This window comes from Candidatus Poriferisodalis multihospitum (assembly GCF_028283155.1).
Classification (GTDB): domain Bacteria; phylum Actinomycetota; class Acidimicrobiia; order Acidimicrobiales; family Poriferisodalaceae; genus Poriferisodalis; species Poriferisodalis multihospitum.
In genome coordinates this window covers 61,934-88,101 of record NZ_JAPYOK010000097.1, presented here as the reverse complement: position 1 = coordinate 88,101, position 26,168 = coordinate 61,934, and the positions used below count along the sequence as shown (strand labels likewise).

At 65.3% G+C, this 26,168-nt stretch carries 25 protein-coding genes; 10 read left to right on the top strand and 15 right to left on the bottom strand.

Annotated elements, in window-relative coordinates; genetic code table 11:
- The 10 genes from VI480_RS10770 to VI480_RS10725 all read right to left on the bottom strand — a co-directional run.
- A partial coding sequence (locus VI480_RS10770) for a hydantoinase/oxoprolinase family protein (RefSeq protein WP_323672842.1) occupies positions 1 to 837 on the bottom strand: 837 nt, incomplete at its 3' end.
- The gene (locus VI480_RS10765) at positions 834 to 3,110 is read right to left on the bottom strand and encodes a xanthine dehydrogenase family protein molybdopterin-binding subunit (RefSeq protein ID WP_323672841.1); all 2,277 of its coding nucleotides are present in this window, start codon (positions 3,108 to 3,110) and stop codon (positions 834 to 836) included. The genes VI480_RS10770 and VI480_RS10765, both read right to left, overlap by 4 nt.
- Positions 3,107 to 3,598, bottom strand: a complete 492-nt coding sequence (locus VI480_RS10760) for a (2Fe-2S)-binding protein (protein WP_323672840.1) — start codon at positions 3,596 to 3,598, stop codon at positions 3,107 to 3,109. Before VI480_RS10760 ends, VI480_RS10765 begins: the two co-directional genes overlap by 4 nt.
- Positions 3,598 to 4,464: an FAD binding domain-containing protein gene (locus tag VI480_RS10755; protein ID WP_323672839.1), complete on the bottom strand. Its 867-nt coding sequence runs from the start codon at positions 4,462 to 4,464 to the stop codon at positions 3,598 to 3,600. The genes VI480_RS10760 and VI480_RS10755 overlap by 1 nt, the downstream gene beginning before the upstream one ends.
- A gap of 88 nt (positions 4,465 to 4,552) precedes the next feature.
- Positions 4,553 to 5,593 carry a hypothetical protein gene (locus tag VI480_RS10750; RefSeq protein ID WP_323672838.1) on the bottom strand — a complete coding sequence of 347 codons (1,041 nt, stop codon included), beginning with the start codon at positions 5,591 to 5,593 and terminating at the stop codon, positions 4,553 to 4,555.
- Positions 5,594 to 5,664: 71 nt separating this feature from the next.
- The gene (locus VI480_RS10745) at positions 5,665 to 7,746 is read right to left on the bottom strand and encodes a 4Fe-4S dicluster domain-containing protein (protein ID WP_323672837.1); all 2,082 of its coding nucleotides are present in this window, start codon (positions 7,744 to 7,746) and stop codon (positions 5,665 to 5,667) included.
- A gap of 60 nt (positions 7,747 to 7,806) precedes the next feature.
- Positions 7,807 to 8,424 carry a VOC family protein gene (locus VI480_RS10740; RefSeq protein ID WP_323672836.1) on the bottom strand — a complete coding sequence of 206 codons (618 nt, stop codon included), beginning with the start codon at positions 8,422 to 8,424 and terminating at the stop codon, positions 7,807 to 7,809.
- 71 nt (positions 8,425 to 8,495) lie between these two features.
- Positions 8,496 to 8,957, bottom strand: a complete 462-nt coding sequence (locus VI480_RS10735) for a nuclear transport factor 2 family protein (RefSeq protein ID WP_323672835.1) — start codon at positions 8,955 to 8,957, stop codon at positions 8,496 to 8,498.
- Between the two features lie 55 nt (positions 8,958 to 9,012).
- A complete protein-coding gene (locus VI480_RS10730; RefSeq protein WP_323672834.1) occupies positions 9,013 to 10,023 on the bottom strand; it encodes an LLM class flavin-dependent oxidoreductase in 1,011 nt (336 codons plus the stop codon).
- Between the two features lie 54 nt (positions 10,024 to 10,077).
- A complete protein-coding gene (locus VI480_RS10725) occupies positions 10,078 to 11,286 on the bottom strand; it encodes an FAD-binding oxidoreductase (RefSeq protein ID WP_323672833.1) in 1,209 nt (402 codons plus the stop codon).
- Between the two features lie 116 nt (positions 11,287 to 11,402).
- Between VI480_RS10725 and VI480_RS10720 the strand changes: the two genes are divergently transcribed.
- Both VI480_RS10720 and VI480_RS10715 read left to right on the top strand, forming a co-directional pair.
- On the top strand, positions 11,403 to 12,173 hold the full coding sequence (locus VI480_RS10720; RefSeq protein WP_323672832.1) for a glucose 1-dehydrogenase: 771 nt from the start codon (positions 11,403 to 11,405) through the stop codon (positions 12,171 to 12,173).
- Between the two features lie 118 nt (positions 12,174 to 12,291).
- Complete coding sequence (locus VI480_RS10715) at positions 12,292 to 14,472, top strand: CaiB/BaiF CoA-transferase family protein (RefSeq protein WP_323672831.1); 2,181 nt, start codon at positions 12,292 to 12,294, stop codon at positions 14,470 to 14,472.
- Between the two features lie 586 nt (positions 14,473 to 15,058).
- Here the strand turns inward: VI480_RS10715 and VI480_RS10710 are convergent.
- The 3 genes from VI480_RS10710 to VI480_RS10700 form a co-directional block, all read right to left on the bottom strand.
- Positions 15,059 to 16,135: a DUF262 domain-containing protein gene (locus tag VI480_RS10710; protein ID WP_323672830.1), complete on the bottom strand. Its 1,077-nt coding sequence runs from the start codon at positions 16,133 to 16,135 to the stop codon at positions 15,059 to 15,061.
- A 70-nt stretch (positions 16,136 to 16,205) separates the two neighbouring features.
- Positions 16,206 to 17,048 carry a hypothetical protein gene (locus tag VI480_RS10705; RefSeq protein ID WP_323672829.1) on the bottom strand — a complete coding sequence of 281 codons (843 nt, stop codon included), beginning with the start codon at positions 17,046 to 17,048 and terminating at the stop codon, positions 16,206 to 16,208.
- Between the two features lie 116 nt (positions 17,049 to 17,164).
- Positions 17,165 to 18,313: a DNA cytosine methyltransferase gene (locus VI480_RS10700; RefSeq protein ID WP_416246679.1), complete on the bottom strand. Its 1,149-nt coding sequence runs from the start codon at positions 18,311 to 18,313 to the stop codon at positions 17,165 to 17,167.
- A gap of 207 nt (positions 18,314 to 18,520) precedes the next feature.
- Here VI480_RS10700 and VI480_RS10695 point away from each other — a divergent pair, with 207 nt between their 5' ends.
- The 8 genes from VI480_RS10695 to VI480_RS10660 all read left to right on the top strand — a co-directional run bounded on the left by VI480_RS10695 (position 18,521) and on the right by VI480_RS10660 (position 25,369).
- Positions 18,521 to 19,063 carry an O-acetyl-ADP-ribose deacetylase gene (locus tag VI480_RS10695; RefSeq protein WP_323672827.1) on the top strand — a complete coding sequence of 181 codons (543 nt, stop codon included), beginning with the start codon at positions 18,521 to 18,523 and terminating at the stop codon, positions 19,061 to 19,063.
- Between the two features lie 6 nt (positions 19,064 to 19,069).
- On the top strand, positions 19,070 to 20,635 hold the full coding sequence (locus VI480_RS10690; protein WP_323672826.1) for a copper resistance CopC/CopD family protein: 1,566 nt from the start codon (positions 19,070 to 19,072) through the stop codon (positions 20,633 to 20,635).
- Complete coding sequence (locus VI480_RS10685; protein ID WP_323672825.1) at positions 20,632 to 21,111, top strand: cytochrome c; 480 nt, start codon at positions 20,632 to 20,634, stop codon at positions 21,109 to 21,111. The genes VI480_RS10690 and VI480_RS10685 overlap by 4 nt, the downstream gene beginning before the upstream one ends.
- Positions 21,112 to 21,218: 107 nt before the next feature.
- A complete protein-coding gene (locus VI480_RS10680) occupies positions 21,219 to 22,031 on the top strand; it encodes an SDR family oxidoreductase (RefSeq protein WP_323672824.1) in 813 nt (270 codons plus the stop codon).
- A gap of 52 nt (positions 22,032 to 22,083) precedes the next feature.
- A complete protein-coding gene (locus VI480_RS10675) occupies positions 22,084 to 22,221 on the top strand; it encodes a hypothetical protein (RefSeq protein WP_323672823.1) in 138 nt (45 codons plus the stop codon).
- Positions 22,222 to 22,296: 75 nt separating this feature from the next.
- Entirely contained in the window at positions 22,297 to 23,388 is a 1,092-nt protein-coding gene (locus VI480_RS10670) for a zinc-binding dehydrogenase (protein WP_323672822.1), read from the top strand.
- Between the two features lie 420 nt (positions 23,389 to 23,808).
- The gene (locus VI480_RS10665) at positions 23,809 to 24,927 is read left to right on the top strand and encodes a zinc-binding dehydrogenase (RefSeq protein ID WP_323672821.1); all 1,119 of its coding nucleotides are present in this window, start codon (positions 23,809 to 23,811) and stop codon (positions 24,925 to 24,927) included.
- Between the two features lie 22 nt (positions 24,928 to 24,949).
- Positions 24,950 to 25,369 (top strand): DUF5367 family protein, encoded by a 420-nt coding sequence (locus VI480_RS10660; protein ID WP_323672820.1) that lies wholly within the window; start codon positions 24,950 to 24,952, stop codon positions 25,367 to 25,369.
- A gap of 81 nt (positions 25,370 to 25,450) precedes the next feature.
- Here VI480_RS10660 and VI480_RS10655 read toward each other — a convergent pair whose 3' ends face one another.
- Positions 25,451 to 25,831 carry a hypothetical protein gene (locus VI480_RS10655; protein WP_323672819.1) on the bottom strand — a complete coding sequence of 127 codons (381 nt, stop codon included), beginning with the start codon at positions 25,829 to 25,831 and terminating at the stop codon, positions 25,451 to 25,453.
- Positions 25,815 to 26,114, bottom strand: coding sequence for a hypothetical protein (locus tag VI480_RS10650; RefSeq protein WP_323672818.1), 300 nt, complete (start codon positions 26,112 to 26,114; stop codon positions 25,815 to 25,817). Before VI480_RS10650 ends, VI480_RS10655 begins: the two co-directional genes overlap by 17 nt.
- Positions 26,115 to 26,168: the final 54 nt, after the last annotated feature.

The window sequence follows — 26,168 nt, the reverse complement described above, 5'->3', positions numbered from 1 at the left end:
TCCGTCGCGGATGCCGCTCAGGAAGGCTGCCCCACGCATCGAGTTGGTGGGCCCTGAGGCGAACGTTGCCACCGGGTAGCGGCGAGCGAAGTCGGCGCTCATGAGCGTGCCGTCGTTCTGGCTGACGTGCAGCGGGCAGTCCAAGCCGAGCTGCACCAGTGCCTCGACGAGCCCAGCGACCGTCCGCTCGGCCAACGGGCGCAAGCAGGCGTTCACAATGGCGGCGTTCTCGCGTTCGAGCAGCCCGAGTCTGCCGATCTCGCTGGAGAGGCTGATGTCGAGCTCTGGCACCTCGTCGAGCAGCACCTCTTGCGCCTCGTGCTCGTAGCTGTCGTCCACCGGCGAGAACACCGACGCCACCGCCACCGATCGCACGCCCTTCGAGGCGATGTCGCGGGCCGCTGCCCTCAGCTCGCCATGATCGATGGGGGTGATCAACCGCCCATCGAACTCGTGACCGCCGTGACACAGATATACGTGATGGCCCAGCACACCTCGCAACCGGTCGGGCCAGTCGATGAAGGGCGGGATGCCCTTGGTGGCAGGCAGCCCGAGGCGCACGACCGCCGTCGGCACCAGCCGGCGGCCTTCCACCAAGGCATTCGTGAAGTGGGTGGTGCCGATCATGACGGCACCGATCTCAGCGGTCGGCAGGTCGTCGCCGGCCAGCAGCGAGCGCACTGCGGTCACGATGCCAGCGGTGACATCAGCCGTCGTGACGGCCTTGGCCCAGCCCGCCACCTCGTTGCCGGACATGGCCACTGCGTCGGTATTGGTGCCGCCGACATCGACACCGATGCGAAGGGTGCCGGCCACCCGGGGCGACGCCTCGCTCACTGTGCGCGCTCCAACGCGTCGAGCACGGCTTCAGGCGTGATCGGCAGCACGTCGACCGGTGCGCCGATGGCGTGGGCTACGGCATTGGCGACAGCGGCTGCCACCGGCACCACGGGAGGCTCAGCCGCGCCCTTGGCGCCGAAGGGACCGGCTGGGTCGGCGTGCTCCATCACGATGGCCTCCACCCTGGGCACGTCCGCCGCGAGCGGGAGCCCGTGTTGCTTGAACGTGCGCTGAACGTAGCGGCCGTGGTCCAGATCGACCCGTTCGCTCAGGGCGAAACCCAAGCCCTGGGCGACACCGCCTTGAATCTGCCCGGTGATGGCGTCGGGGTGAACCGCCCTGCCGACCTCCTGACACACGATGTACCGGTCCACGGTGACCTGGCCGGTGACAGCGTCCACGCTCACCTCTGCCTGATGCAGGTGATAGGTGGGCGTGGGCCATCCTTTGATCAGCATGCCGGTCGCGCACAGCGGGTCATGCGGTGGTGTGGGTGTGACGTAGGAGGCGCCGGCCGCGATCGGCCCCTCGGTCCACGTGACCGACTGGGCAACCTGGCCGAGCGTGACGCTGGCGGTCGGCACGCCGGCCACCGACACCACGCCGTCGGTGATCACGAGATCCTCCGGCGCGGCCTCGAGCATCTGCGAGGCCTGGTCGAGCACCTGGCTGCGCACCTCGGCTGAGGCGTCGGCGATGGCCCGGCCCACCACGTGGGTGGTCCGGCTGCCCTGCGAACCTGCGTCGTATCCGGTGGCGTCGGTATCGGGCATGGTCACGGTGACCTGGTCGGTCGCGAGCCCCAGAGCCTCGGCTGCAATCTGCCTCAGCCCGGTGGCGACGGCGCCCGAGCCGTTCTCGGTCGCCGAGGTGATCACGGTGGCGGTGCCGTCCTCGTTCAGCTTCACGGTTGCGTGGCCCGGCATCGGATTCGTCAGCCAGATGGCAGCCGCCTGCCCGACGCCTCGCAATTCGCCTGCACCAGCGTCCTGCCACCCGGACAAGTCATCCACGCGATCAAACGCCTCTCGCAAGATCGACACCTGCTCGAGGGGCTGACCGTTGCGCATCAGGTCGCCGTCGCGTGCCAACGAGGCCAGCCGGAACTCCCGGCGATCACGGCCCAGCGCATCGGCGATGGCATCCATGTGACGCTCGTTGGCAAACACCAGCCACGGTCCGTTGACGCCCCGGTAGGCGCCCGTCGGGGCAGTGTTCGTGTACACGTTGCGAGTCCAGATCCGGGCGGTGCCCACCCGGTAGATCGATCCGAAGACGAACATGGGAATCGACGACAGTGCCGGGCCATTGTTGGCGTACGCGCCGCTGTCGGACACGATCTCCACATCGGTCGCCAGAATCGTGCCGTCACGCCGCACGGCCGAGCGCACAGCGGTAATCGCATTGGCCCGGCACGGCGCCGCCAGCCGTTCTTCGAGCGCAGTGTGCTGCATGCGCACCGGGCGTCGGTAGCGCTGCGCCAGCAGTGCGGCGAAGGCTTCGAGGCTCACGTCGAGCTTGGCCCCGAAACCGCCGCCGATGTGATGTCCCACCACCCGCACAGCGGACGGTGCGACACCCAGGATCTGGGCCACCCGGTCCCGCAGGCGGAATGGGTACTGATGGGAGACCTCGATGGTGTACCGGCCCGACTCGTAGGTGGCAAGCGCCATCTTGGGTTCCAGATGCGCTTGGTATTGCCGGGGAGTGCGATAGGTGCCTTCCACCACGAAGTCCGCTGCCGCAAACGCTTCGTCGAGGTCGCCCGGGTCGTGCACGACTTCTGCGACCACGTTGCCGTTGCGCCCGATGTCGGCCCCGCCTGCGACAGCGAAGCGGTTCCACTCCGGATGCACCAGGCGCGCACCCGGTGCCAGTGCTTGCTCAGGCGTGGACACGGGCTCGACTGGCTCGATGTCAACGGCAATCGATCGAGCTCCGGCTTCGGCTGCCGCTCGGCTCTCTGCAACCACGATCGCGACCGGTTCGCCCTCATAGGCCACGTAGTCCGCTGCCAGCATGGGAGTGTCCGACACGATCACACCGGTGCGCCAATCCGGCACGTCGGCAGCAGTCACCACCTCCAGCACCCCGTCAATGCGAAGCGCGGGAACCGGATCGATCGCCCGAAGGTGACCTGCGGCCACCGGCGACCTCGCGAGCGCCGCCCACAGCATCCCGGTCTTCGACAGGTCGGCGCCGTAGACCGCTTGTCCGCGCAGCTTCGCATCGGCATCGCTGCGTTCCGGGCTGGTGCCCAGCGCGCTCACGATGCCACCGCCCGGGCGGCATCCACCGCCGCCTCGACGATCTGCTGGTAGCCGGTGCAGCGGCAGATGTTGCCTGCCAGCGCCTGCCTCACCTCCGCCTCGGTCGGCTCAGACACCTCCTCCAGCAGGGCCGTGAGCACCATCAGCACCCCAGGCGTGCAGTAGCCGCATTGGACTGCCGCGTGGCGTACAAATGCCTGCTGCAGCGTCGTCAGGTCGCCCGCCCCGGCCAGTCCTTCGACAGTTCGAATGGCTCGGCCATTCGTCGAGCCGGCGGCCAGGATGCAGGACGCAACCGGCCCTCCGTCCACCAGCACGGTGCAGGCGCCGCACTCGCCTTCGCCGCAGGCCTCCTTGGGGCCCGTCAGCCCCAGGCGGTCCCGCAGCGTCGCCAGCAGTGTCTCTCCCGCATCTGCTTCCAACTCGTGCGCCCGGTCATTCACTACGAGCCGGACGGTCACGTTCTGCTCTGAGGGTGACGCCGGCATCAGGCACCCGCCCCGGCAATCTCACCTGCACAGCGTCGAGCGAGCCGGTCGAACAGACCGGGCAGCACGCGGCGCCGGTACTGCGCTTCGGGCAACGCCGCAGGTCCCACCGCGTCGGCCAGCACCGCTCCGACCTCACCGAAGGCGCCGGGATCGTCGCTGAGCCGTGTGCCCAACAACGCGGACTCGGCGGCAGGTACTCGATGTGCAGATTGGTCACCGCCGCACATCGCGATGCGCACGCCATCGATCACCCCGCTGGGAGCAACGTCGAGCCGGAGCGCCAGGCCGACGACGGCCAGGTCCATGGCACTGCGCCGCGCCACCTTCAGGTATCCCTCGGAGCTGCGTTCGCCGAGCGGCTCCAGTTCGACGGCGCGCAGCAGCTCGGTGGGTCGCAGCGCCGTCGCACCGGAGCCTGCGAGGAAGTCCTCCAGCCCGATGCGACGACGGCCCGACTTGGACACGAGCGTCAGCTGAGCATCAGCGATCAACAGGGCCGGCAGCGTGTCGGCCGTCGCGGCTGCCGTGCAGATATTGCCGCCCAGCGTGGCGACGGTTTGCGTCTGCCACGCCCCCACCGCGCCAGCCGCCTCGCACAGCGCCGGATGCCTCACCGAAATGAGCGACGCCGTGGCAAGCCGTCGCATCGTGACGAGCGCGCCGATGCTCGTCGCGCCGCCGACGTCGGAGATGCCACTCAAGCCGTCGATCCCGCTGATGTCGATGAATGCGGCCGGCGACTGCTCGCCTCGCAGGTACTGGGGCATCACGTCGGTGCCGCCCGCCAAGATGCGGCCCTCGGTGCCCCAACGGCTCAGCTCGTCAACCGCCTCAGCAACACTGCGGACCCTGCAGAACTGCACCGCCGCACCTCCCCAGCCCCTCGGTCCGAGCGCCGTCAGTGCGGCGATGGTAACGCTGGCCAGAGGCCACGCTTCGCCGTCGACTGCCTCACAAACGCCAGGGCTCGCTGAGGGCGGCGTGCTGGTCGAGCAGCGCGGGGATCTGGGAAAGCGGGCGGCGGCCGAATCCGCACTCGGTGGCCAGGCCGAACCGGGAAATCACCTGCGACGCTGCCTCGATTCGTCGACGGGTTCCCTGGGTGCCACCGGTCTCGTGGACGAGCCCGAGATACAGCTCGGTCTCTTCGGGGATCTCAACCTGCCCCAGCGCCTCGAAGTACACAAGATCATCTCGCTGCTTCGGGACTGGCAAGTGGATCCAGTTGATGCGCCGCTGCATCCCAGCCAGCAGAGCTTGCGCGGCCCATGCCAGATGTCCCGTGTCACTCGGTTCGACGAAATGCTGATGCCCGGCGTCGCCGTAGCAGAGGTGGTAGCCCATCTCGACCTCATCCGGCACGAGATTGCCCAGATGCACGATGTGCTCTCCGATGCCGTGGCGGGCGTCAGCGCCGCTGCGGTCAGTGTCGAGGTACGTCCACAGGCCTTCCAGAATCCCGAACTCGATGCACACCTCCCATTGGATGGCCAACCGGTCGTTCGGGATGCCGGCCAGAATGCGAGCGAGCTGGTCCTCCATGGCCTCAGTCCACGCTTCGAGCACAGCCGGTCGCGACGACGGCGCGACGTAGATGGTGACGACGCTCAGGGGAGACGGCAGACCCACCATGAACCGAGCCGAGCCGGGCAATGTTCCTGCTTGCTGTGCGGCTGCGAACAATTCCCACGAGCCAAGCGCCGCGTCGGCGTAGCCCAAGTCGGCGAGTTCGAGCCGCCCCGCACCCTCGGTCGTCTCATATTGGGCAATTTCTCGTTCGAGATAGGCCGACTTGACCGATCTGATCTCCAACTGGGGGCACAAGCCGAGCTTGGGGAACTGCCACCCAATCCAGGTGTCCCGCTCGCCGACCTCGCCGTCGGGCACCCGCCGCACATGGCCGGCGAGGTGATCGCGAACCAGCGCGAAGAGTTCGTTCGGCTCGCTCACAGGAGCGCTTCCCACCAAGTGGGCGCCTCTGACATCAGCCATGGAAAGTCCTTTCGCTGTCAAGCGCCGCGGTGCGGCGTTGTCTGGCAGATGCTCATGCGGCGCCAGTCGCTTCAGCGCCCAGTGCGCTCGCGGGCGGTGTCGGGGCATTCGGCCTCTTGGGAGGCTGCAATGCCCGCTTGGCGATCGAGCGGGAACGGCGCCATGCCGTCGGGCCCGGGCGGGGCCATCTCGGGCGGGAAGAGCGCGAACCCAGACTCGTCACGCGGCTTGCGGTCCAGGTTGAGCCCGCGGGTGTTCGCGCCTTTCGGCGGTTCGACAGGGACGTTGTCGAGCACCTCGATGTCCACCCACCACTTCTTTTGCTCGTTGATCTCGCCGCGGCCGAGCTTGTCGTCGAGCCGGGCAATCCATGCCCGCGCGAACGGCAGCTTCATGGCAGCCCACTGGAACGGGCGCTCGGCCAGCACACCCTCGACGTTGTAGGGGCACGTCTTCATGCAGCGCCCGCACGCGGAGCCGCGCATGTTGGTGATGCGGTAGCGGGCGCAGCGGTCCACATCGGGCTTCCACATCTCGTACCCGTTGAACATCACCTTGTCACCGAAGCGGATGGCGCCGACCGGGCACTCGCGGGCGCACTTGGTGCACTTCGTGCAGAAGTCCTGCAAGCCAAAGTCGATCGGGAGATCCGCGGTGAGCGGCATGTCGGTGGTGACGGCGCCCGACTTGAATCGCGGGCCTACGAACGGGTTCAGCACCAGTTCGCCGATGCGCGACAGCTCGCCGATGCCTGCCGACAGCAACAGCGGGATGTGATTGATCTCGTCGTCGGCCGCGGTATGTGCCTGTGCGGCGTAGCCGAGCCGGCGGATCTGGGCGGCGATCGCGTTGGCGATGATCGACGCCCGCAGGTAGGCCCGCATCGACTGTGCGCCGCTGATCCAGTCGTCACCCGAGGCCCCTTCCATCGTCTCGAAACCCTGGTCGAGCACAAACACGATGGCGTTGCGGTGCAGCTTCTCGATGGGAGAGCCGTCGGGGCGGTGGGAATACCAGGCATATTCGGGCGCCTCGCACACGCCGGTCATGTCCGCACCGATGAAGTGCCCGAGCGCCTTGACTGCGTCGGCATTCGCTCCTGGGTCGTCCGCACCCGGGCCGGCCTCGTGGGCAGCCTCGCCCCGCTGCAGCGGAACCAACCGCCGCAACATCTCCTGCGAGGCGATGCCATGCGGCGCCTTGCGGATGAAGCGAGCCACCTCCTTGCGCGGGCGAGGGCCTAGGTCGCCGGCGCCGGCCCGCACGAAGAAGTTGTGCCGCGCCGCAGGTCGCGTGACCTCTTCGGGTATGACCAGCGTCGTCGGCTCGTCGATCCGCTTCACCTTCTCCATCGGGTAGCGGCCGAGGTGCCACGGCCGGTGCCGCCCGTCCAGACGGCTCCACCCCGGCCGGGTGCCACCCCAGCCCAGCCAGTGCCGGAGGGAGATGCGCCGGTTCTGCACGAAATTGCGCGGCGCGAGCGGGCCGTCGGGAGTGAGTTCCAGATTCGTCGTGACCGCCGCAAGGGCGAACCCCCGCTTCAGGAAGGGATGTCCCAGCCCGCGACGCCCGGCCTCGAGTACCCCGGCTTCGACGCCGATCCGGAACCGGTCCACATCGGAAGCCGCTGCGGTGTGTGCGGTGGCCGCATAGCCGAGGGTGCCTAGATAGCGAGTGAGCACGGTGGCGATCTCGGTGGCACGCAGGTCAGCGTTGTCCTGTTCAGAGCCGCTGATCCACTCGTATCCCGGCTCTCCGGGCCGGATGGGCCGCCCCAGCGCCACCACGATGGCAATGGCACTGCGGTGCCCCTCGATCGGCTCGGTGGTCCAGCACCGCCGCGACGGCTTGCAGATGCCCGCAAGGTCGGCATCGAGGAAGAAGCAATACCCGCGCATGTTGTCCACCGCGGCCTGAGTGCTGGGCATGGGCGCAGGCGCGGCCAGCACATCCGCTGTCCGGCACGCCACAAACACGTCGACGATGTCACCGAACGTGTGCGAGACGCTCCACTCGCCAGGTGTGGCCGATGCGGGCGGCGGTCCGGGCAATTCCTTGCTCGCGTCGAACGCCCCGGGCGCGAGCCGGGGCAGCAGCTCGGTGGGCAGCGGACCGGCTGCCGCGGCTCGCTTGCGGTGAGAGAACAAGCGCATGCGGCAACCTGCCCGCAGTCAGAACTTCGCTGGGCCAGCTGCGCCTGCCTCGTGCAAGGCTCAGTCGGCAGCGACCGGGGGCGTGGTCTCGCTCATCCGGTCCCACACCACCTGATCGGGCAGGCTCATCACCATGTCGTAGTGGTCCTCGGGCATCAGCCGCGGCATGCCGGTATCGCCCGACGGCTGAGGCACGGGCTCGACCGGACGGCTGTATTCCACCGGGTACTTCAACTGTTCCAGTTCGGCCGCAGAGATCCCGCACAGGTCCTGGACTTCAGGGTCCACCCATTGCTCGACGGGGATGGCTGACCCACAGGCCACTTCCAGGGCTAGGCCTTCAGGGCCAGCAAAGTAGATCGACTGGATGAAGCCGTCGAATGTGTCGACGTTGAAGGCCACGTGCTGCATGGTGCCTGCAGTCACCGGCTCCCCCGGCCCGCCGGCGTGGGTGACCCCCAGCTCGATGTCCTTGGCATTGTCCGGATGCTGCACAAACGCGACGTAGCTGTCGGGAGCGAGTTCCACGAAGCCGTGGTAGGTGCCGTCCACGCCGTGCATCCAGTACAGGGCCTTCAGCGGCAGGCCCAGCACATCGCACCAGAACTCCAGCTGACCCTTCATGTCGCGGGTGGACAGGGCCAGGTGGTTCACGCCATTGGGATGCAGTGCAGTCATTCGAGCCCCCCTGCTGCAGTCCTGTTGTGACTATATGTCTCGGCGGTTCGGGGCAGCCAACCCGGGTGCGCTCAGGATGTCTCGGTCGCGAGCGCCGCCTTGCTGGCCTCGTACCCCTCCAGCATCTCGATGAAGCGGTTCGGGTTGTAGATGTCCTCCTCGTAGCTCCACAGGCCATCGCCCGCGTACTTGAGGAGCGAAAAGTTGTACTCCCGATGGTCCGAGCCGTCGCCGGGGTCGCCCATGCGATTCCAGATCTGGCACACCACCCAGCCCCGTTCCTCATCGATGATGTGCCACTCGATGGGGAACTCGACCATCTCCGATCCCGGCCACTCGCTCATCTGGGACTGGATCCACTCGTAGATGGTCTCCCGCCCGATCATCGTGCCGAAGAAGTGCTCGACGTAGGTGGCGTCTTCGGTGAAGCAGTCCGCCCAGTCGCGCCAGTCGCCGGTCTGTCCCGCCTTCTTGCTCGCCGCCTGGTAGGTGGCAAGCGCCACTTCGATCTCGTCTCGGCTCCATTGGCTCATGGCTGGTCATCCTCGATTCTTGTCTGGGGCGGCCGAAGCGTAAGTGACCGGGCGCTCAGTGCGCCGCCAGCGGGGCCATCACGTGCTCCGCGAAGAGATCGAAGGAGCGGTCCACCTCGTAGGCGGACAGGTCGCCCCACGCGAAGACGCCCACGAAGTAGTCCGTGCCGGCTTCTGCGGCGAATTGCTCGCAGTGCTCACGCACTGTCTGGGGCGAACCGACCACGACGGCCTGGAAGTGCTTGGCCTTGTCGTAGTCGCCCCCGAGCGTCGGGTCATTCGGCGGCGTCATCTCGTAGCGCCTGAACAGCCGTGTCAGATGCTCGGTGAACGCAGCCCAGGTGCGGCGCCCGATCTCGTCGGCCTCACCGTCAGTAGGCGCCACCACCAGTCGCCGCAGGCCGCCGATCATCGGCGAGTGGTGCCGGCCGATGCCGGCCGCGCAGAGGAGCTCGCGGTAGCGGGCGGTGCTCGCAGCCACGGCGGCAAGCGGTCCCGCGGCCATGGTGCGCACGCCCATCTCGGCGGCCGTCTCCAGCTGGCCGGGACGCCACAGCGGCGGGTAGGGCTTCTGGTAGGGCTCGAATTCGATCGGCACGTCGCGGAATTCGTAGAACTGCCCGTCGAAGCTGAAGTTCCCGCTGGTCTGCATGGCCGCCAGGATCAGCTCCAGCGACTCGTCGGTCTGCGCGATGGCATCATCGGGGTCGAGGCCCCACAGCAGGTGCTCGGGCACGCTGATGCCCTTGCCGAAGCCGAACTCCAGCCGGCCCTCGGAGAGCTGGTCGAGCATGCACAGCTCCTCGGCCAGCCGGATCGGGTGATAGAAGGGCAGCAGGTGCACCAGCGAGCAGATGCGGATGCGGCTGGTGCGCTCGATGGCGGCTGCCAGGAACACGTTGATGCTGGGCGCGGCGTCGAGCGGGATCAGGTGGTGCTCGGACTTGTGCCAGCCCCACACCCCGGCCTTTTCGGCCCGAACCAGCAAATCCAGGCGGTGGCGGTAGAGCTCATGCCACGGCACATCTCCGGGCTGTTCGAGCTGATCGAAGATGCCGAAACGCACGGGGCGAGAGTAGTGCTGTACCGCCAGCGCCATCGGAGGCGGCGCGGAGCAGGCTCAGATGATGGCGCTCTCCACGAACGGCGTCCGGTCGACGATGCGCTGGTAGCCCAGCGGCGTGAGATCCAGCGTGCGGTACTCGCCGTAGGCAATCCACTCCGACACGGCCCGACCGATGGCTGGCGACTGCTGCATGCCGTGGCCGGAGAACCCGTTGGCAAAGACAAAGTTCTCGACCTCGTGATGCGGCCCCACCACCACGTTGTGGTCGAGCGTGTTGTAGGCGTAGTGGCCGGCCCACTGGCGGGTGACCTTGAGGCGTTCGAAGGCAGGCACGCGATGGGCCAACACCGGCCACACCTTGGCTTCGAAGATGTCATGGTCCATGGCGAAGTCGTCGTAGTCGACGGCTGGGTCCACATCAGGGGTGCAACCGCACATGTAGGCGTCGCCGTCGCTGCGCATGTGGACGCCGGTCGGGTCGATGGTGAGCGGCAGGGCTCGGTCGAGCGGCTCTGCTGCATCGAAGATGAACGTGTACCGCTTGCGCGGTTCCACCGGCAAGGTTGCGCCTGCCATACGGGCCACCTCGACTGCGCGTGGCCCGGCGGCATTCACCAGGGTTCCGCAGCCGACTTCGCGCCCCGATGCCAGCACTGCCGAGGTCACACGTCCAGCTGAGATGACGAGATCAACAACTTCGTCGGTGATGTAGGTGACGCCGTTCTGGCGGGCCTTGCGGCGCCACCAGTCGAACATCGTGCCCGAGTCGAAATAGCCCTCGTCGGTCAGGTTGTGGCAGCCGCAGAGGATGTCGTCAACGTTGTAGAAGGGGTAGTCGGCCTTGATCTCGGCCGGGCTCATGATGCGCGTGCCCGAGCCCAGATCGGCTTGGACGGCTTGGTTGCGGCGCAGCGTGTCGGCGAAGTCCTCATCGGCAGCGAGGTACATGTAGCCGAAGTGGTGGACGAAGATGTCGGGGATCTCGGGATCGCCGCCGAGACGTTCGCGGAAGTTCCGCACGAAGTCGGCGCTGAAGCGCGATATCTGCACGTTCAGCGGGTTCGAGAACTGCTGCCGCATGCAGCTGTTCGTATGCGTGGTCGAAGCTTGCGAGTACGTCGGATCCCGCTCCACCACCAGCACCGAGCCATCGAAACCACCGCTGGCCGACAGCGCCCAGGCAATGGACGACCCCATGACCGCGCCGCCCACAATCACCACGTCGTAGGAGTCTCGTCGTGGCGCGTTAGACGCAGCGGTCATTGGTTACGGTCCTGTCGTGTGATGAGACGGTTCGGCGCCGTCTGATCATGGCAGCCGCGCACGCCAGAACCGGAATGACGAGGCTGCCGCAAGCGCATCCGGAACAGGGAGGCGGCATGAGACTGCAGGGCAAAGTGGCCTTGATCACAGGTACGGGCAGCGGGATCGGCCGGGCCACGGCGCTGCGTTTCGCGGCCGAAGGCGCACAGATCGTCGCCGTCGACATCGCAGATTCGAACGAAGGCACGGTGGCCGAAGTGCAGCGCGCCGGCGGCGAGGCAATCGCTGTTCATGCCGACGTGTCGGATGACGCCGACGTGGCGGCAGCGTTCGGCCGCGCCGAAGACGTGTACGGCGGGCTGGATGTGGCGTTCAACAACGCCGGCATCATGCTCGACGACGACACTGACGCCATCGCAACGGGCGAGGAGACGATCGACCGCACTTTCGGCGTCAACATCAAGGGCGTCTTGTACGGCTGCCGGCACGCCGTCGAAGCGATGCGCCGTCACGGCGGCGGCTCCATCATCAACACGGCTTCGTTCGTTGCCTCGGTGGGCGCCGCAACGCCACAGATCGCTTACACGGCGTCCAAGGGCGCCGTGCTCGCGCTGACGCGGGAGTTGGCGGTGGTGCACGCCCGGGAGAACATCCGCGTCAACGCACTCTCGCCCGGGCCGCTGCAAACCGAGATGCTGATGTCCTTCCTCGACACACCCGAGAAGAAGCAGCGAAGGCTCGTCCACGTGCCGATGGGTCGCTTCGGCGAAGCCGACGAGATGGCCTCTGCTGCGCTGTTCCTGGCATCGGACGACTCGTCCTACATGACAGGCGCCAACCTGCAGGTCGACGGCGGCCTCACCGCCGCCTACGTCACGCCCGAGTAGCGCAGCGGCCGAACTGCCGCAGGCGCGGCCATCGGCGTGCCCAGCAAGCAGAACTAGTGTCCGGGCGCAGGAACCGCGGCGACAGCATCTGTCGCCCATTCGACAGCCTGGGGGCGAGATGCTCGGTCCGTATCGGGTGCTGGATCTCACCGATGAACGCTGCTGGTTCGCCGGCAACCTGCTCGCGCAGCTCGGCGCTGATGTAGTGCTCGCCGAGCCGCCCGGCGGGTGGCCGCGTGGCTATTCGCATGACGCCTACAACCGGGGCAAGCGCTCGGTGACGGTTGCAAGCGCCGCTGACGTCGCGGCGCTGGCAGCGACTGCCGACATCGTGCTGCACAACGACGGGACGCTGTTCGAGATTGACCTCGCAGCCATGCGGGAGTCGAACGACCAGCTCATCACGGTGCACATCACGCCGTGGGGCGAGACGGGACCCAAGGCCGACTGGCAGGCGGACGACCTGGTGCTGTTCGCATCGAGCGGTCAGCTCGCTGTCACCGGCGACAGCGACCGTCCCCCTGTTCGCATCAGCATCCCCCAAGCCTGGCTGCATGGCTGCGCGCAAGCCGCAGTGGCTGCGCTGGTCGCCCTGGAGCACCGGGCGCGCATGGGCCGTGGCCAGCACATCGATCTGTCCACACAGCAGGCGGTGTGCGAGACGGCACTCTCCGCGATCCTCTACGCCCCGGCGGGTCTCGCAGAAGTGCAGCGCGAGGCGGGCGGCGTGCGCTTCGGCGACCTGATGCTGCGCACCATCTACCCCTGCAAGGACGGCTACATCATCGTCACCGTTGCCTTCGGCCCGATGATCGGGCCGATGGTGAGGCGATTCCTGACCTGGATGCATGCCGAGGGCTTCTGTGACGACGACACCCTGAACAAGGACTGGGTGAACTTCGCGCTGCAACTGCAGACCGGTGAGGAGAGCATCGACGTCATCGAGGGGCTGATGGACGACATCGCCCGCTTCTGCCTCACCAAGACGAAAGCCGAGATGATCGAGCGCGGCCTGCAGGACTCGTTGCTGATCTGCCCGGTCAACACGCTGCAGGACGTGCTCGACAGTCCCCAGCTTGCAGATCGGAACTTCTGGGACGACGTCGACGGCGCCCGGATGCCGGGCAGGCTCGTGCTGGCCGGCGCCACCCCGTTGCACATCCTCGGCCCCGCACCTGACGCCGGGCAGCACACCGCCGAGGTCATCGCCGCAGGAGATGCTCGGCTGGCATCGGCACCCCAACCGCTGTCTGCCGATGCCCGCACAGACAAGCCGCTCGCCGGGCTCAAGGTGGCGGACCTGTCGTGGGTGGCGGCCGCACCGCTGGCGACGAAGATCCTGGCGCACTGGGGCGCAACGGTCGTGCGGGTCGAGACGCAGAACCGCCCATGCCTGCTGAGGGGCGCACTCGGGCATCGCGACGATGTGCCCGATCAGGAGAACGCCATCGCCTGGCATTCCACCAACGCCAACAAGATGACGATCTCGCTGAATCTGAGCAAGCCCGAAGCCCGCGACGTGGTCCGTGACCTCGCCGCATGGGCCGATGTGGTCGTCGAGTCGTTCACACCCGGCACCATGGCCGCCTGGGGCCTCGGCTACGACGACTTGCGCGACGTCAACCCGGAGCTGGTCATGGTCTCGAGCTGCGTGATGGGCCAGACCGGGCCGTTCCGGCAGTTCGCCGGATTCGGGAACATGGCGGCGTCGATCGCCGGCTTTTTTGACATCACGGGCTGGGCCGATCGCGGGCCTGCCGGCCCGTACCTGGCCTACACCGACTACTGCTCGCCGCGGTTCACCGTGTGCGCGCTGCTCGCAGCGCTCGACCACCGGCGTCGCACGGGCGAGGGGCAGCACCTGGACTTCTCCCAGATGGAAGCTGCCGTGCATCTGCTGGCACCGGCGATCGCCGAGCTGCAAGACACCGGCGACATGCGTTCGCGGCGGGGCAATGACGACGACCAGATGGTGCCCCACGGCGCGTACCCGACGGCAGGCGACGACGAGTGGATCGCCATCTCGGTGGAAGATGACGAGCAATGGCGCTCGCTGGCGACCGAGATGCGGCAGGAGGACTTGGCCGTTCTCGACACCGCGGCGAGCACACGATGGAAGTCCTCGAAAACCTGCTCGGCTACGACGCCGAACGCGTCGCCGAGCTGGCCATCGCCGAGGCCCTCGAGTGAGCGTGTCCCACCGACGACCGATCCTGGATCTGGCCCTGAAACGTGCCCATCCCCCGCTACTCGTGCGTTTTCAACCAATCCACAAGACACCCGATTTCTGACGTCATAGAATCAAACTTCGGACTCCAAAGAGCGTCCTCGAAATGATGCTCTCCAAACGAGTTTCATTTAGGGACACTGCGCTACGAAGATACCCTCCGACACGCTTCTCTTGCGGCCGCAGTGCTAACCCATCCAAGTACCGACTCCTGAATTGGCCTCTTGCATGCTTGCTGTCGTGAGCTATAACGTTCCTGACGACTTGCAATTGGTCAAGTGCGCGCCGGGCATCTTCATCTAGCGCGGCAAACGGCTTCCCTTGAGAGAAGTATGAATTCGCTCGCTTTTCAGTTTTCCAATAAGGAAGCCAATCGACATAGGTGTTACCATCGTGAACTATTCGCCTAGCTACCGCTGGCGATCTCACTGCAACCAAGCTAACGGCCCGACCACGCCAAGAGTATCGACTGGTTAGGTATCCAAAAAATAGGCGCTCTAAACAGCTTTCGAGCTCTGTGGTCCAACTCAGAAGGGCGCCACAATAGCCTAGTTCGACGGACGATATGCTCAATCTCGCCTGGGTCTGACCGGCTTCGACTTCCTTCACATATCTATGGATCCGTCGCGCTCTGCGTTCCAAATCTTCGACGACATCCTTATCGGACATTGCCGTCCAAGAATCGCCTCGTATAGTCAAAGCGCACTGTTCTGCGGCCCACATCGGTCGACGCCCGTGCAACAGAATCCAATACCTTTGCCGGAACACGTTTCTGTTCAAAGCGGCTGCTGAGCCGTAGCACACGATCAGCTCGATCAGTTGGCATTGATCTGTGTCGGCGTCGTCCTAAAGCTGATCCTAGACCCCAGAGCTTGTCATACGTGTACAAGAAGAGCGAGTAAAAGTGCATTTCACGGTTAAACACCGAATTCGGAATCACTGCACCAAAACTATCTTCCATCGCTTCCATGACAGTTCGGAACCGCCGCGCAACTTCTCTCCCTTGTCGGTATTCATCGTCATATCGCTCATACAAGTTATCCAGAGCTGCCTTCGACTTGCCCCTGACAGTCTCATGCATCGAATGAACTAAGTCACTAGTCAGTTCGACTTCCTTCATCCGTGCAATTTCATCCCCGTCAAATATCGACCACGAACGCCATCGGACCAGTTGCTCGTAGGCGAGTTCATACATGAGCGTCTTGAAGGCACCGAAGTATTCCGCGTTCCTTAGTTCCTGATAGTTGAGTGCTTGACCAGTCGAATTCAGCCGAGCGAATATGCGCAGCACCTCTTGATCTTCAACGGCCGTTGGAAGTGTGATGACCGGCAGTTTGTAACTGAGTATCCGCCGCTGCCATTCGACTTCCAAGTCGCTGAAATTGGCGCCCGCTAGCTGCTCATTGTGACTCTTCCGGACAACAAACTCATCGCGCGCGGGATCGAAGTCCGATAGCACCGCTGCATCGATGTAGCTGAAGAGGGTCCGAAGTCGCTGCTGGCCATCCACTACGTCGCGGTGAACTGTCTGAGAATCAAGGTCTACACGCTCCCTCAAGAAAATCAGCGGTACCGGAAGCCCACGTACAATTGTGTCTATAAACAGAGATGCAGCACCAGGCTTCCAAACGGCTCGGCGCTGGAAGAATGGACGCAGGTTCAATGTGCCCGCACGCTGCCACTGCAAAAAATCGCTTACAGGATGCGTGTTGGGCACTACATCGATCGTTCGCATGTCTCTTCCTAAACTGGCCTGAGGCAACAGATCCTAAGGCACTATGCTACTTGCAATGGGGATGCTTAATTCAGACGTTGCGGAAGCGAACGTCGTATTCGGTGGCAATGCGCGTCACCATACGGTCATAGCGATAGTTCTCGGGTACTGGAGGGTGAGTGGGAAGCCTGACAGGTGATCCGTCGTTGACACACTCGACCAAGACAATCCCTAATCCCTCATAGCCGTCGCCTTCATTCCCAGTACGTCTCGGCAGCTGCTCGACCTTGGCGATGGCACCCAACGCATCTTGGGGCTGGTGGTGGACTGAGATTTCGGCCTGACCGGTCTGTGGGTAGTCAGGGTTCTTGATGGGTGAAATGAAATTCTCGGCTACGTTGATTACAGCGAGCCCAACGGCCAACGTGTTGTTGGAAGAGCCATGGATCGCGCGATGTGAGGAATTCAACTCGTCATAGAACCGTGGGTACGACTTGCTGAACGCCGTGAACATTGCCTTGGCCTCAAGTGCAAGGAGGGGGGCGCCTACCGGTCCTTCCTCTGGATTCGGCAGAGATTCGAGACGCTGCCACTGAGTTCGAGTCAACTCCATGTCGTGAAGGGTCGGAAGATCGCGGAACGTTCTGCCAGTTCGGGGTTCATCGCTGTGGGGCCGCGCAATCACTAGGTCCAGCTTCTTCTGCCGGTCGAGGACGTAGTCGTGCATTTCGTGATCCAACCCAAATATCACTTTGCCCCTCGCAACGTGATTTCTCAGGACTGGCGAAATCGTCAAGAGGTCGAGAAGCACACCCCAGCAGGGCGTGATCGAGTGACGCGTCCCTCGAGAGTGATATTGCCAGCGAGCGGGCTTCTTGCCCTTCGTGAGCGCCGGCACCGTCAGCGTTTGAGCGAGGACGTCTGGACCTTCCATTGCGCGTGACGCTACCCCCAGTCGCCCGCGGGCCTCAGCATCCGGTAGTTCGAGTGGTACATGGGGCGCTCACGATGCCCCCGCGGCGGGATGGCGACGGAATCCTGATTTGCAGCTCACGCGGCAGCGGGCGTTCGGTTCATCACAGCTGCGTGCTCCGCTACGTCGCTAAGGAAACCGTCGACGAACCGCAGCGACCCTCGCTGGGTGCGCTCAAGGAATCCGGCAGTGGCGCGGGACGACAGGCGGGGAGCCTCGTCGAGCCGAACCACATCGTGCAAGTGGCGGTACGACTCAAGTCTCGGCCACATAGAGAGGTCGACCGCCCAAGCCTTGCCACTTGCGCCGAACGCCGCCACAGGCCACCGCTTCCCTCGCTCAAGCGGACGCTCGTCGCTAGCGGGACTGCCGGGACTCATCAACCGTTCACCGATCCAACGCGCCACTCCTACCGTGACGGCGTTTCCGACCAGCTTCCAACGCACACCTCTGCGGTTCGAAACCCCTGCTGCTGGCGCCGTCCATCCGCGCGGTAGCCCCTGGAGATCTTCCGCTTCTTCAATCACCGGAGTTACCAGCCGCCTACCGGCGCTGCCTTCCGGGTTCCAGATCGCTGGCGGCGACGGAATCCCAATCGTTGATCCCCCCTTGAGCGTCGGTACTGCATCCCGAGCCCACCCGAGGCCACGTACTCCCTCAGTCCAGTAGAAGCCGCAGGACGAGTCGCTGAAATAGTCGTCTGCTGGTTCTCCTGCATCATCAGCAAACAGGACATCTCGAGGATCAAGGTCTTGAGACGCCAAGAAGATCACTCTTTGCCTTCGCTGGGGTACGCCCGTGAATCTTGAGTCCACGAGCCGGTACGCCCAGCGGTAGCCAAGTGCCTCAAGCTCGTCCACCAGATGCCGCATCGCTCTGCCCCGGTCCAAGACGAGCATGTTGCGCACATTCTCCAGAAGGAGGAGCGGGACTCGTCTTCCACGCAAGAGCCTGAACACCTCGTCTACGAGGCCTGATGCCTCACCCGCGATTCCCGCCGTCTTGCCTGCCTGGGAGAGATCAGTGCAGGGGAAGCCGGCAGTCACTAGGTCTACGTCGGGAAGTTCCCCAAGGTCGCGAATGTCCCCGACGATTGGTACGTCGGCAAAACGCTCACGCAAGACCGCGCTCGCTGGTGCCCAGTTCTCACATAGCAATTCGGTCCTGGCACCAGCCTGATGCAGCCCAAGTTCGATGCCACCCACGCCTGCGAAGAGCCCAACCACGCTGAGTGCTTCCGGTTGCCCCACACATGGCAAGTTACATGCTTGGAACTCACCCTCGGCGGTAGCTCGCCCGCAGTCCCCGATGTCAAACAGTGCTGATTCCATGCAGCGACGGTATGGGCGGGGTGTGACGACATTGCGATCAATCGTTCAGATTCTCAACACGAGCTGTCAGCTCGTCTGATGCATGCCCGCAAGACTGTGTTCGTGCACAGCATCTCGGGCGGCGGTCAAACAGCCGCTTCTCGCCAACAGCCGCGGCTGGAGCTGGCTGTCGGCGACATCACCGCCGAGCAGGTCGACGCCATCGTGAATGCCGCCAACGAGACGCTGCTGGGTGGCGGCGGGGTGGACGGCGCAATCCACCGGGCCGCCGGTCCCGACCTGTTGGAGTATTGCCGCACGCTGGGGGGCTGCCCGACCGGTCAGGCCAAGATCACGCCTGGGTTCCAGTTGCATGCCCTCTGGGTAGTCCACACCGTGGGGCCGATCTGGCACGGCGGTCACCAGGGCGAGCCCAAGCTGCTGGCTTCGTGCTACCGGGAATCGCTGGCCCGGGCGGACGAGGTCGGCGCCCGCTCGGTCGCGTTACCGGCAATATCCACCGGCGTCTACGGCTACCCCGCCGCACCCGCCGCCAAGATCGCCGTCGCGACTGTCCAGTCCGCTACGACTGATGTCGAGTTGATCCGTTTCATCTGCTTCAACAACGACGCCCGCGCCGCGTACGAGGCCGCACTCAGCGATTGAGGGCGAATGAGACCGCGTCCGGCAATCGCGCTCGTGCTGGCGTTGGCCCTCAGCGTCGTGTTCTCGGTCTCGCTGCAGACGCCTGTTGCTGCACACACCGGATTGGAGTCGTCGCACCCCGCCGAAGGCGAAACCGTCAGCGAGCCAGCTTCGGCAATCTCGCTCACATTCAACCGCCCGGTCGAGCCTGCCGGAAGCGGTCTCACGGTGTTCGATGCGCACGGTGTCGAGTACCGGCCTGACTCGCTGAGCTCAGCGGACAGCCAGACCTGGCTCTTGGAGTTTGAGCCGCCACTGGCCGGCGGAGAGTACGAAGTCCGCTGGCGAGTCGCGGCCGAGGACGGGCACATCGTCGAGGGCACATTCAGATTCACCGTCGACGTTGCCCGTAGCGGATCATCGGCTGAGCAGCCACCCGATTCGGCCTCAGCGCCAGCAGCCGAATCCGCTGGTCAGACCGTCACAGCCGGCAACGCCGTTGAGGAGCCGTCCGACGCGACGAGCAGAGCGGGTACGGCCTCGGCGGAATCGACATCGCCCACGACCGCCCCGCACGCCGAAGGCCAGACATCGCCCACGACCACGGTGGCGACATCAGGATCGGAGGCCCCGGACGCCACAGCCTCCACGGCATTCGACACTGTTTCTAACAGCAGACCGCTGCAACGCAGCTCCGGAGCGACCGGTGCCGGGCGACTCGCCGAGGCTGCACGAGTCTTGGGGCTGCTGGCGACATTGGCCATTGTCGGCGGACTCGCGTTCATGTCATTCGTCGTGAGAGACGAGTTATCAGAGCGAGCCCGGGTGCAGCGTGTGCTGCCCATCAGCGGAACCGTGCTGATCGCCGCCGCGATGGCAGCCGGGCTGATCCAAGCAGTGCTTCTCGAAGACGATTGGGCTGCCGTCGTGTCTCTGGACGCGATCGCCGACGCCCTCTCCGCGCCCTTCGGCATCGCAGTGGGCTCGCGCGTGCTCGGCGGCCTCGCAGTGCTCACCGCGCCTCGTCCCGAAGCGGAGGGAGCAGGCCGGGCTCGATTGCCGGCCGTCAGTCTCGTTGGCGCAGCACTGGTGATTGCCTCGTACTCGTTCGACGGTCACACCGTCACCGAAGGCCCACGATGGCTGCACGCTGCTGCCAACGCAACGCACGTGTACGCAGCCGCCGTGTGGGGCGGAGGCCTCGCATTGCTTGCCGACCTGCTCCGACGCCGTCGCTGCGGCGCCGATGTCGTCCGGCCATTGATGCGTTTCTCGCAGCTGGCATCTGTGTCGCTCGTGATGACGGCGGTCGGCGGCACGATCATGGCGGTGCTGGTGATGGATGAATTCGCCGACCTATGGTCAACGGCGTGGGGTCGCCTGCTGCTAGCGAAGATTGCACTTGTGGCGGCGGCGGTACTTCTCGGGGCACGCAACCGCTGGGTCCACCTGCCCGTGGCGACACAAGTCGTCGGCCAGACACCTTCCGGCGCCGCGTACGAACGACTGCGCCGAACCGTGGTCATTGAGGCCATCGCGCTGGGGTGCGTCGGCGTCGTCACGGCGTTCCTGATCGGCGCCTCCGCGCTATGACGAAGACCCTCGTCTCGATCCGCATCGCTATCGCCGCTCTCGCGGCTGTCGCGATTGCCGTCGCCTGCGGTGCCGATGCGAGTGATGCCGGCGAGAGCGCAGTCGCCGAACCGTCTCCCACGACCGCAGCCACAGCCGCAGCGGAGCCTGCAGACGATGTTGCCGCGTCGGTGCCCACAAGCGCAGGCACTGCGCTGGCAGTTCCCGACGGCGCAGCGGTCTACCAGAAGTACTGCGCCGAGTGCCACGGGGTCGACCTGCGCGGCACCGACAAGGGTCCGTCGCAGCTCTCCATCATCTACGAGCCCAACCACCACGGCGACTACGCGTACCGCGTGGCGATACGGGAAGGCACTCGAGAGCACCACTGGTGGTTCGGCGATATGCCTCCGGTCGAAGACATCACCGATCTCGAGATCGAAAAGGTGATCAGCTTCATCCGAGCTGAGCAGCAGCGCCTCGGCTTCGAGCAGTGACACTTCGTCGCTGCCACATGTGCTGAGGCGAACCCGACGATCTAATCTCCCTCCGCTGAGCGAACTAGGAATGCTTACGGTTCGCATCGATCACAGGAGGGATCATCGTGGCCAAGCGAATTCTGCTCACTGGAGCGTCGACGGGAATCGGGAATGCAACCTTGCAGCGACTCGTCGCTGCTGGACACGAGGTCGTGAACCTCGACGTCAAGGATGCTCCTGAGGGCGCCGCCGAACATCACCACTGCGATCTGTCCGATCCCGCCTCCATCGACGAGGTCGTTGCCGGGCTTGACGGCTCGTTCGACGGGCTCGGCAACATCGCGGGGGTCGCAGGCAGCATGGGTGCCGAGCTGGTGCTGCGCGTCAACGTGTATGGCCTGCGCCACATCACCGAGACGCTGCTGGCGGCCGGCAAGCTCAACGACAGGGCCTCCATCGTGAACATCGCGTCGCTGGCGGGGATGGTGTGGAACCGCCACCTCGACCGCATTGCCGAGCTCGACGCCGCAGAGGACTTCGCTGCGGGCATCGAGGTCGCCCAGTCCTACGAGCGAAGCGGCCCGGCTGCATACACCCTGTCGAAAGAGTGGGTGGTGTCGTACACCAAGCACCTCGCAGGGCGCCTGGTGGGTCGAGGCATCCGCGTGAATTCAGTCAGTCCGGGACCGGTTGATACCCCTCTGTTTCCGTTCTTCGAGCAGGACACCGGCGCTGAGCAGATGGCGTGGCTGAACGAACAGGTCGGCAGGGTCGCCACGCCAGACGATCAGGCACAGGTGGTCGTCTGGTTGCTCGCCGGTGAGAGCGGTTGGGTGAACGGCATCGATCTGCCGGTGGACAATGGCCTGTCTGCCGGCATGACCGTCGGCTGGGCCAACCCCAAGGACTCGCCCGCGTCACGCTCGCGCCGCAGCTGACCTGCGGTCTTCAAGCCGTCGCCCGGAGGGTTGCCGCTCGTCGGGCTAGGACGTGGACAGCGGGCGCATCATCCCGGTCGAATCCCACGACACCGAGGCAGGAGTGGTGCGCCCCAGCACCTCCGGCTGCCGCAACGGAGCCGCAGTCACCTCGACCATGGTCGGCGTCATTGCCGCGGCGTACGGCTGACCGCTGGGCCGGTGAAGCAATAGCGTGATGGCGGCCTCGCGCTCGGCAGCGTGGCCGACTTATGGGGGTGCATGCATGACCTCTGCAACCGGGCTGGTGCTCACCGAGCCGCGATCGTTTGAACAGCGCAGCTTCGAGCTGCCCGATGTCGGCGCTGACGACGGACTGTTGCGTGTCGAGGCCTGCGGCCTGTGCGGCACCGACCACGAGCAGTACACGGGCCACATCACCAACCGGCATGCGTTCATTCCCGGGCACGAGGTGATCGGGGTGGTCGAGGAGTTGGGCGATGCCGCCGCTGAGCGATGGGGCGTGAACGCCGGGCAGCGAGTGGCCGTCGAGGTGTTCCTGTCGTGCCGCAACTGCGACCAGTGCCGAGCTGGGCTCTACCGGCGCTGCGAGCGCAACGGCTTGGCCACGATGGTCGGCTTCACCGACGCCGACACGCCGCCGGGCTTGGGCGGTGGCTACGCCTCGCACCTGTACCTGCGCCCCGATTCGATGCTGATGGCAGTGCCCGACGAGCTCGACCCGGTTACGGCGACGCTGTTCAACCCGCTCGGAGCGGGAATCCGCTGGGCGGTCGAGATCCCTGATACCCAACCCGGTGACGTCGTGGCAATCCTCGGTCCGGGAGTGCGGGGACTGTGCGCTGCTGCTGCGGCAAAGGAAGCCGGAGCCGGCTTTGTGATGATCACCGGCCTGGGCGAACGAGATGCTGAGCGCCTGGCCCTTGCACCTGCCTTTGGCGCCGATCTGGCGGTGGATGTCTCGACCGACGACCCCAACCGAGCGCTGCGTGCTGCAGCCGGGGCCAAGGCCGACGTGGTGATCGACGTGACCGCCAAGGCGCCGGCTGCGCTGGCCCAGGCAATCCAGCTCGCACGGCCAGGCGGCACGATCGTGCTGGCCGGCACCCGTGGATCGCCCGAAACGCCGGGCTTCGACCCCGACCACATCGTCTACAAGGAGCTGCGGATCTTCGGAGCGCTCGGCGTGGATGTCACCGCATACCGCAAAGCGCTCGACCTGCTGGTGGCGGACCGCTACCCGTTCGCGGATCTCCCCCGTCAAGTCGCCGGCTTCGACGACCTCGAGCCCCTCATCCAGACGCTCGCCGGCGAACGCGCAGGTATGCCGCCAGTGCATGGCGTCTTTGCGCCATGAACCATCAAACGCAGCATGGCGTCTTTGCGCCATGAACCATCAGACACAGCATGGCGTCTTTGCGCCCGATATTGCCCAGCCCTAGGAGCAGTCCAATGAGCCGTCCGGTCTTCGAAACGTTCAACGAGGAATGGGCCGACAAGGTCATCGGCCGGGTGTCGCGCAGCGGCATTGACGGCTACCTGGGCATCAAGGCGGTCGAGTTCGAAGCCGGCCGCCTGGTGTGCGAGATGCCCGTGACCGACGAACTGGTCACACTCATGGGCACCATGCACGGCGGCTGCCTGTCGGCCATGTGCGACCACGTGCTGGGTGTGGTCATGTACCCCGTCATGCCGCCCGGCTATTGGGCAGCCACCACCGAGTTCAAGATCAACCTGCCCCGAAGAACCCCAGCTAGCACGGCTCTAGTCTGCGCTCATGCTCCAGATGCAGTCCACGGTCTCTGCAGACGGTCAGGTCTCGCTCTGCCTGGCGGAGGTCGACACGCCGACCTTGTCCGACCGCGATGTGCTGATTCGAGTCGAGGCCACGCCGATCAACCCCTCCGACCTCGGTCTGCTGTTTGGGGGTGCAGATGTCGCCACCATCGAAGCGAGAACGGTTGATGGGCAGCCCGGAATCACCGCCACCGTTCCGCCAGCGGCGCTGGCCGGACTCGCCGGCCGCATAGGCCAGTCGCTGCCGTGCGGCAACGAAGGGGCCGGCACTGTCGTAAGCGCCGGTTCGGACCCCGGCGCACAAGCACTGCTCGGCAAGACGGTGGCGGTACTCGGCGGTGCCATGTACAGCGAGTACCGGGTGATGCCGGCCCAACACTGCTTGGTGCTGCACGACGGGACGACGGCGACTGAAGCTGCGTCGTGTTTCGTCAACCCGCTGACGGCGTTGGCGATGGTGGACACCATGCGGTCCGAGGGCCACTCCGGCATCGTGCATACCGCTGCGGCATCCAATCTGGGGCAGATGTTGGTCAAGATCTGTCAGGCCGATGGGGTGGATCTGGTCAACATCGTGCGCCGACCCGAACAGGTCGAGCTCCTTAGGTCTCTCGGCGCGGGACACGTTTGCGATTCCAGCCAAGAGAGCTTCCACGACGACCTCGTTGCGGCACTGGTTGCTACGAAGGCAACGGTGGCCTTTGACGCCACTGGAGGCGGCCGGCTCGCTAATCGGATCCTCAACGCCATGGAGGCCGCAGCCAGTGCCGACGCCACGGCCACCTACAGTCGCTACGGCTCAACAACGCACAAACAGGTGTACATCTACGGCGGGCTGGAGCGCTCTGTGACGGAGCTGACTCGCACGTACGGCATGGCCTGGGGAATCGGCGGCTTTCTGCTTCCCAATTTCCTGGCCAAGGTCGGCCCAACACGAGGCCAAGAGCTGCGTCAGCGTGTTGCGGACGAGCTCTCCACCACTTTCACCAGCAGCTACACCAAGCAGGTCAGCCTGGCCGCCGCGCTCGATCCAGCCGAGATTGCTGTGTACGCCCGTCAAGCAACCGGCGAGAAATACTTGATCGCTCCCCACACCTAGGACGGAAGGAGAAACGAAGCCAATGCCCGCACAGAGCCGACTCACGTACATCCAGCACATGGTCCTGATGATGGTGATCGCCGTCGTCGGCTGGGCCGTGTTCCTGGGGCTGTTCCTGCTGATCTTCACCGACAGCTACGAGCCGTCGGTTTCCCGAACGGTGTGGTGGGTCTGGCTGATCGTCGGCACGATCGTCACGTTGATCACGATGTTCGTGTGTTTCCGGGTGCTGCAGACGCCCCGGCAATGGCGAAGTTCAGCCGCGATCGCGCTGCTCGCCCCTGCGATGTGTCTGGACGCGCTGACCACCACCTACTTCAACGACTGGTTCGACCAGGGCATCCACGACGACACGGCGTACTCGGCCCTGATCCTGGGTGCGGCCGGCATCTGCCTGCTCGTCGCCATGGTTGTCAACAAACCCACCGCCGACAAGTCCTAACCCGCCGCTCGGGCGTGCGGCGGCGCAGCGCGCTGATCTGCCCGGCTGGTGGTGCCGGCAGGCTTGCCTGGGCCGCGTAGGTCATAGCGGGATGATGTCGATGTCGAGTCTGGCGGCGCTCGCGAGTGCCGCCAGATCGTCAGGGTCAGACGTCAAGATCCGGTCGCCTGAACGGCACAGCGCCACGAGCGCAGCATCGACGGCGTCATCCAAACCCGACCCCGCCAGCAGCACGCCGGCCGACCGGCCGAGAGCTTCATCGAGTGGCACTACTTGAGTGCTGCGCAGCGCCGCCGCTAGCCGAGCCTGCCGTCCGGTGCCGCCTCTCCACACCTGCGCGACGACCCCGCCGTGCGTTACCGGTGGTTGCCCTGTTCGGCGCGCACGACGGAAGAGCGCCCACGTCTCGGAGTCATCACGCTCCAGTGCTATGAGCCCCCCGGCGTCAAGCAGCAGGCTCATCGGACAAGCTCGGTAGACGCTTTCCCGCCCGAATGCGGATAGTCCGCCGAGAGGTCGAGCGAAGAGTTTCTTCGATCTGCTCCTCGGTAATGGGCCCGTACTCGGACTCATAGTCGGCTATCGCTTCGTCCATGGCCTTCAGAAGGCGGCGGTGCTCGCTCTTGTCTGCCATCGCCTGGTTCACCCAGGCACTCACCGACGAAGCGTCACCGTCGCTCACCGCAGAACGGGCTTCGTCAAGGAGATCTGCATCGATCGTCAAGGTAATCCGACGCTTCGTCATACCTTTATCGTATTCCGGCTGCATCCCGGAGAATCAAGGCCTGCAACGAGGGCC

What these genes read in the sequence shown, in the direction of transcription:
- VI480_RS10760 (WP_323672840.1), bottom strand. Translation starts at nt 3,598, where the DNA reads ATGCCGGCGTCACCCTCAGAGCAGAACGTGACCGTCCGGCTCGTAGTG.
- VI480_RS10750 (WP_323672838.1), bottom strand. Translation starts at nt 5,593, where the DNA reads ATGGCTGATGTCAGAGGCGCCCACTTGGTGGGAAGCGCTCCTGTGAGC.
- VI480_RS10745 (WP_323672837.1), bottom strand. Translation starts at nt 7,746, where the DNA reads ATGCGCTTGTTCTCTCACCGCAAGCGAGCCGCGGCAGCCGGTCCGCTG.
- VI480_RS10740 (WP_323672836.1), bottom strand. Translation starts at nt 8,424, where the DNA reads ATGACTGCACTGCATCCCAATGGCGTGAACCACCTGGCCCTGTCCACC.
- VI480_RS10735 (WP_323672835.1), bottom strand. Translation starts at nt 8,957, where the DNA reads ATGAGCCAATGGAGCCGAGACGAGATCGAAGTGGCGCTTGCCACCTAC.
- VI480_RS10725 (WP_323672833.1), bottom strand. Translation starts at nt 11,286, where the DNA reads ATGACCGCTGCGTCTAACGCGCCACGACGAGACTCCTACGACGTGGTG.
- VI480_RS10720 (WP_323672832.1), top strand. Translation starts at nt 11,403, where the DNA reads ATGAGACTGCAGGGCAAAGTGGCCTTGATCACAGGTACGGGCAGCGGG.
- VI480_RS10715 (WP_323672831.1), top strand. Translation starts at nt 12,292, where the DNA reads ATGCTCGGTCCGTATCGGGTGCTGGATCTCACCGATGAACGCTGCTGG.
- VI480_RS10710 (WP_323672830.1), bottom strand. Translation starts at nt 16,135, where the DNA reads ATGCGAACGATCGATGTAGTGCCCAACACGCATCCTGTAAGCGATTTT.
- VI480_RS10705 (WP_323672829.1), bottom strand. Translation starts at nt 17,048, where the DNA reads ATGGAAGGTCCAGACGTCCTCGCTCAAACGCTGACGGTGCCGGCGCTC.
- VI480_RS10690 (WP_323672826.1), top strand. Translation starts at nt 19,070, where the DNA reads ATGAGACCGCGTCCGGCAATCGCGCTCGTGCTGGCGTTGGCCCTCAGC.
- VI480_RS10685 (WP_323672825.1), top strand. Translation starts at nt 20,632, where the DNA reads ATGACGAAGACCCTCGTCTCGATCCGCATCGCTATCGCCGCTCTCGCG.
- VI480_RS10670 (WP_323672822.1), top strand. Translation starts at nt 22,297, where the DNA reads ATGACCTCTGCAACCGGGCTGGTGCTCACCGAGCCGCGATCGTTTGAA.
- VI480_RS10665 (WP_323672821.1), top strand. Translation starts at nt 23,809, where the DNA reads ATGCTCCAGATGCAGTCCACGGTCTCTGCAGACGGTCAGGTCTCGCTC.
- VI480_RS10660 (WP_323672820.1), top strand. Translation starts at nt 24,950, where the DNA reads ATGCCCGCACAGAGCCGACTCACGTACATCCAGCACATGGTCCTGATG.
- VI480_RS10655 (WP_323672819.1), bottom strand. Translation starts at nt 25,831, where the DNA reads ATGAGCCTGCTGCTTGACGCCGGGGGGCTCATAGCACTGGAGCGTGAT.
- VI480_RS10650 (WP_323672818.1), bottom strand. Translation starts at nt 26,114, where the DNA reads ATGACGAAGCGTCGGATTACCTTGACGATCGATGCAGATCTCCTTGAC.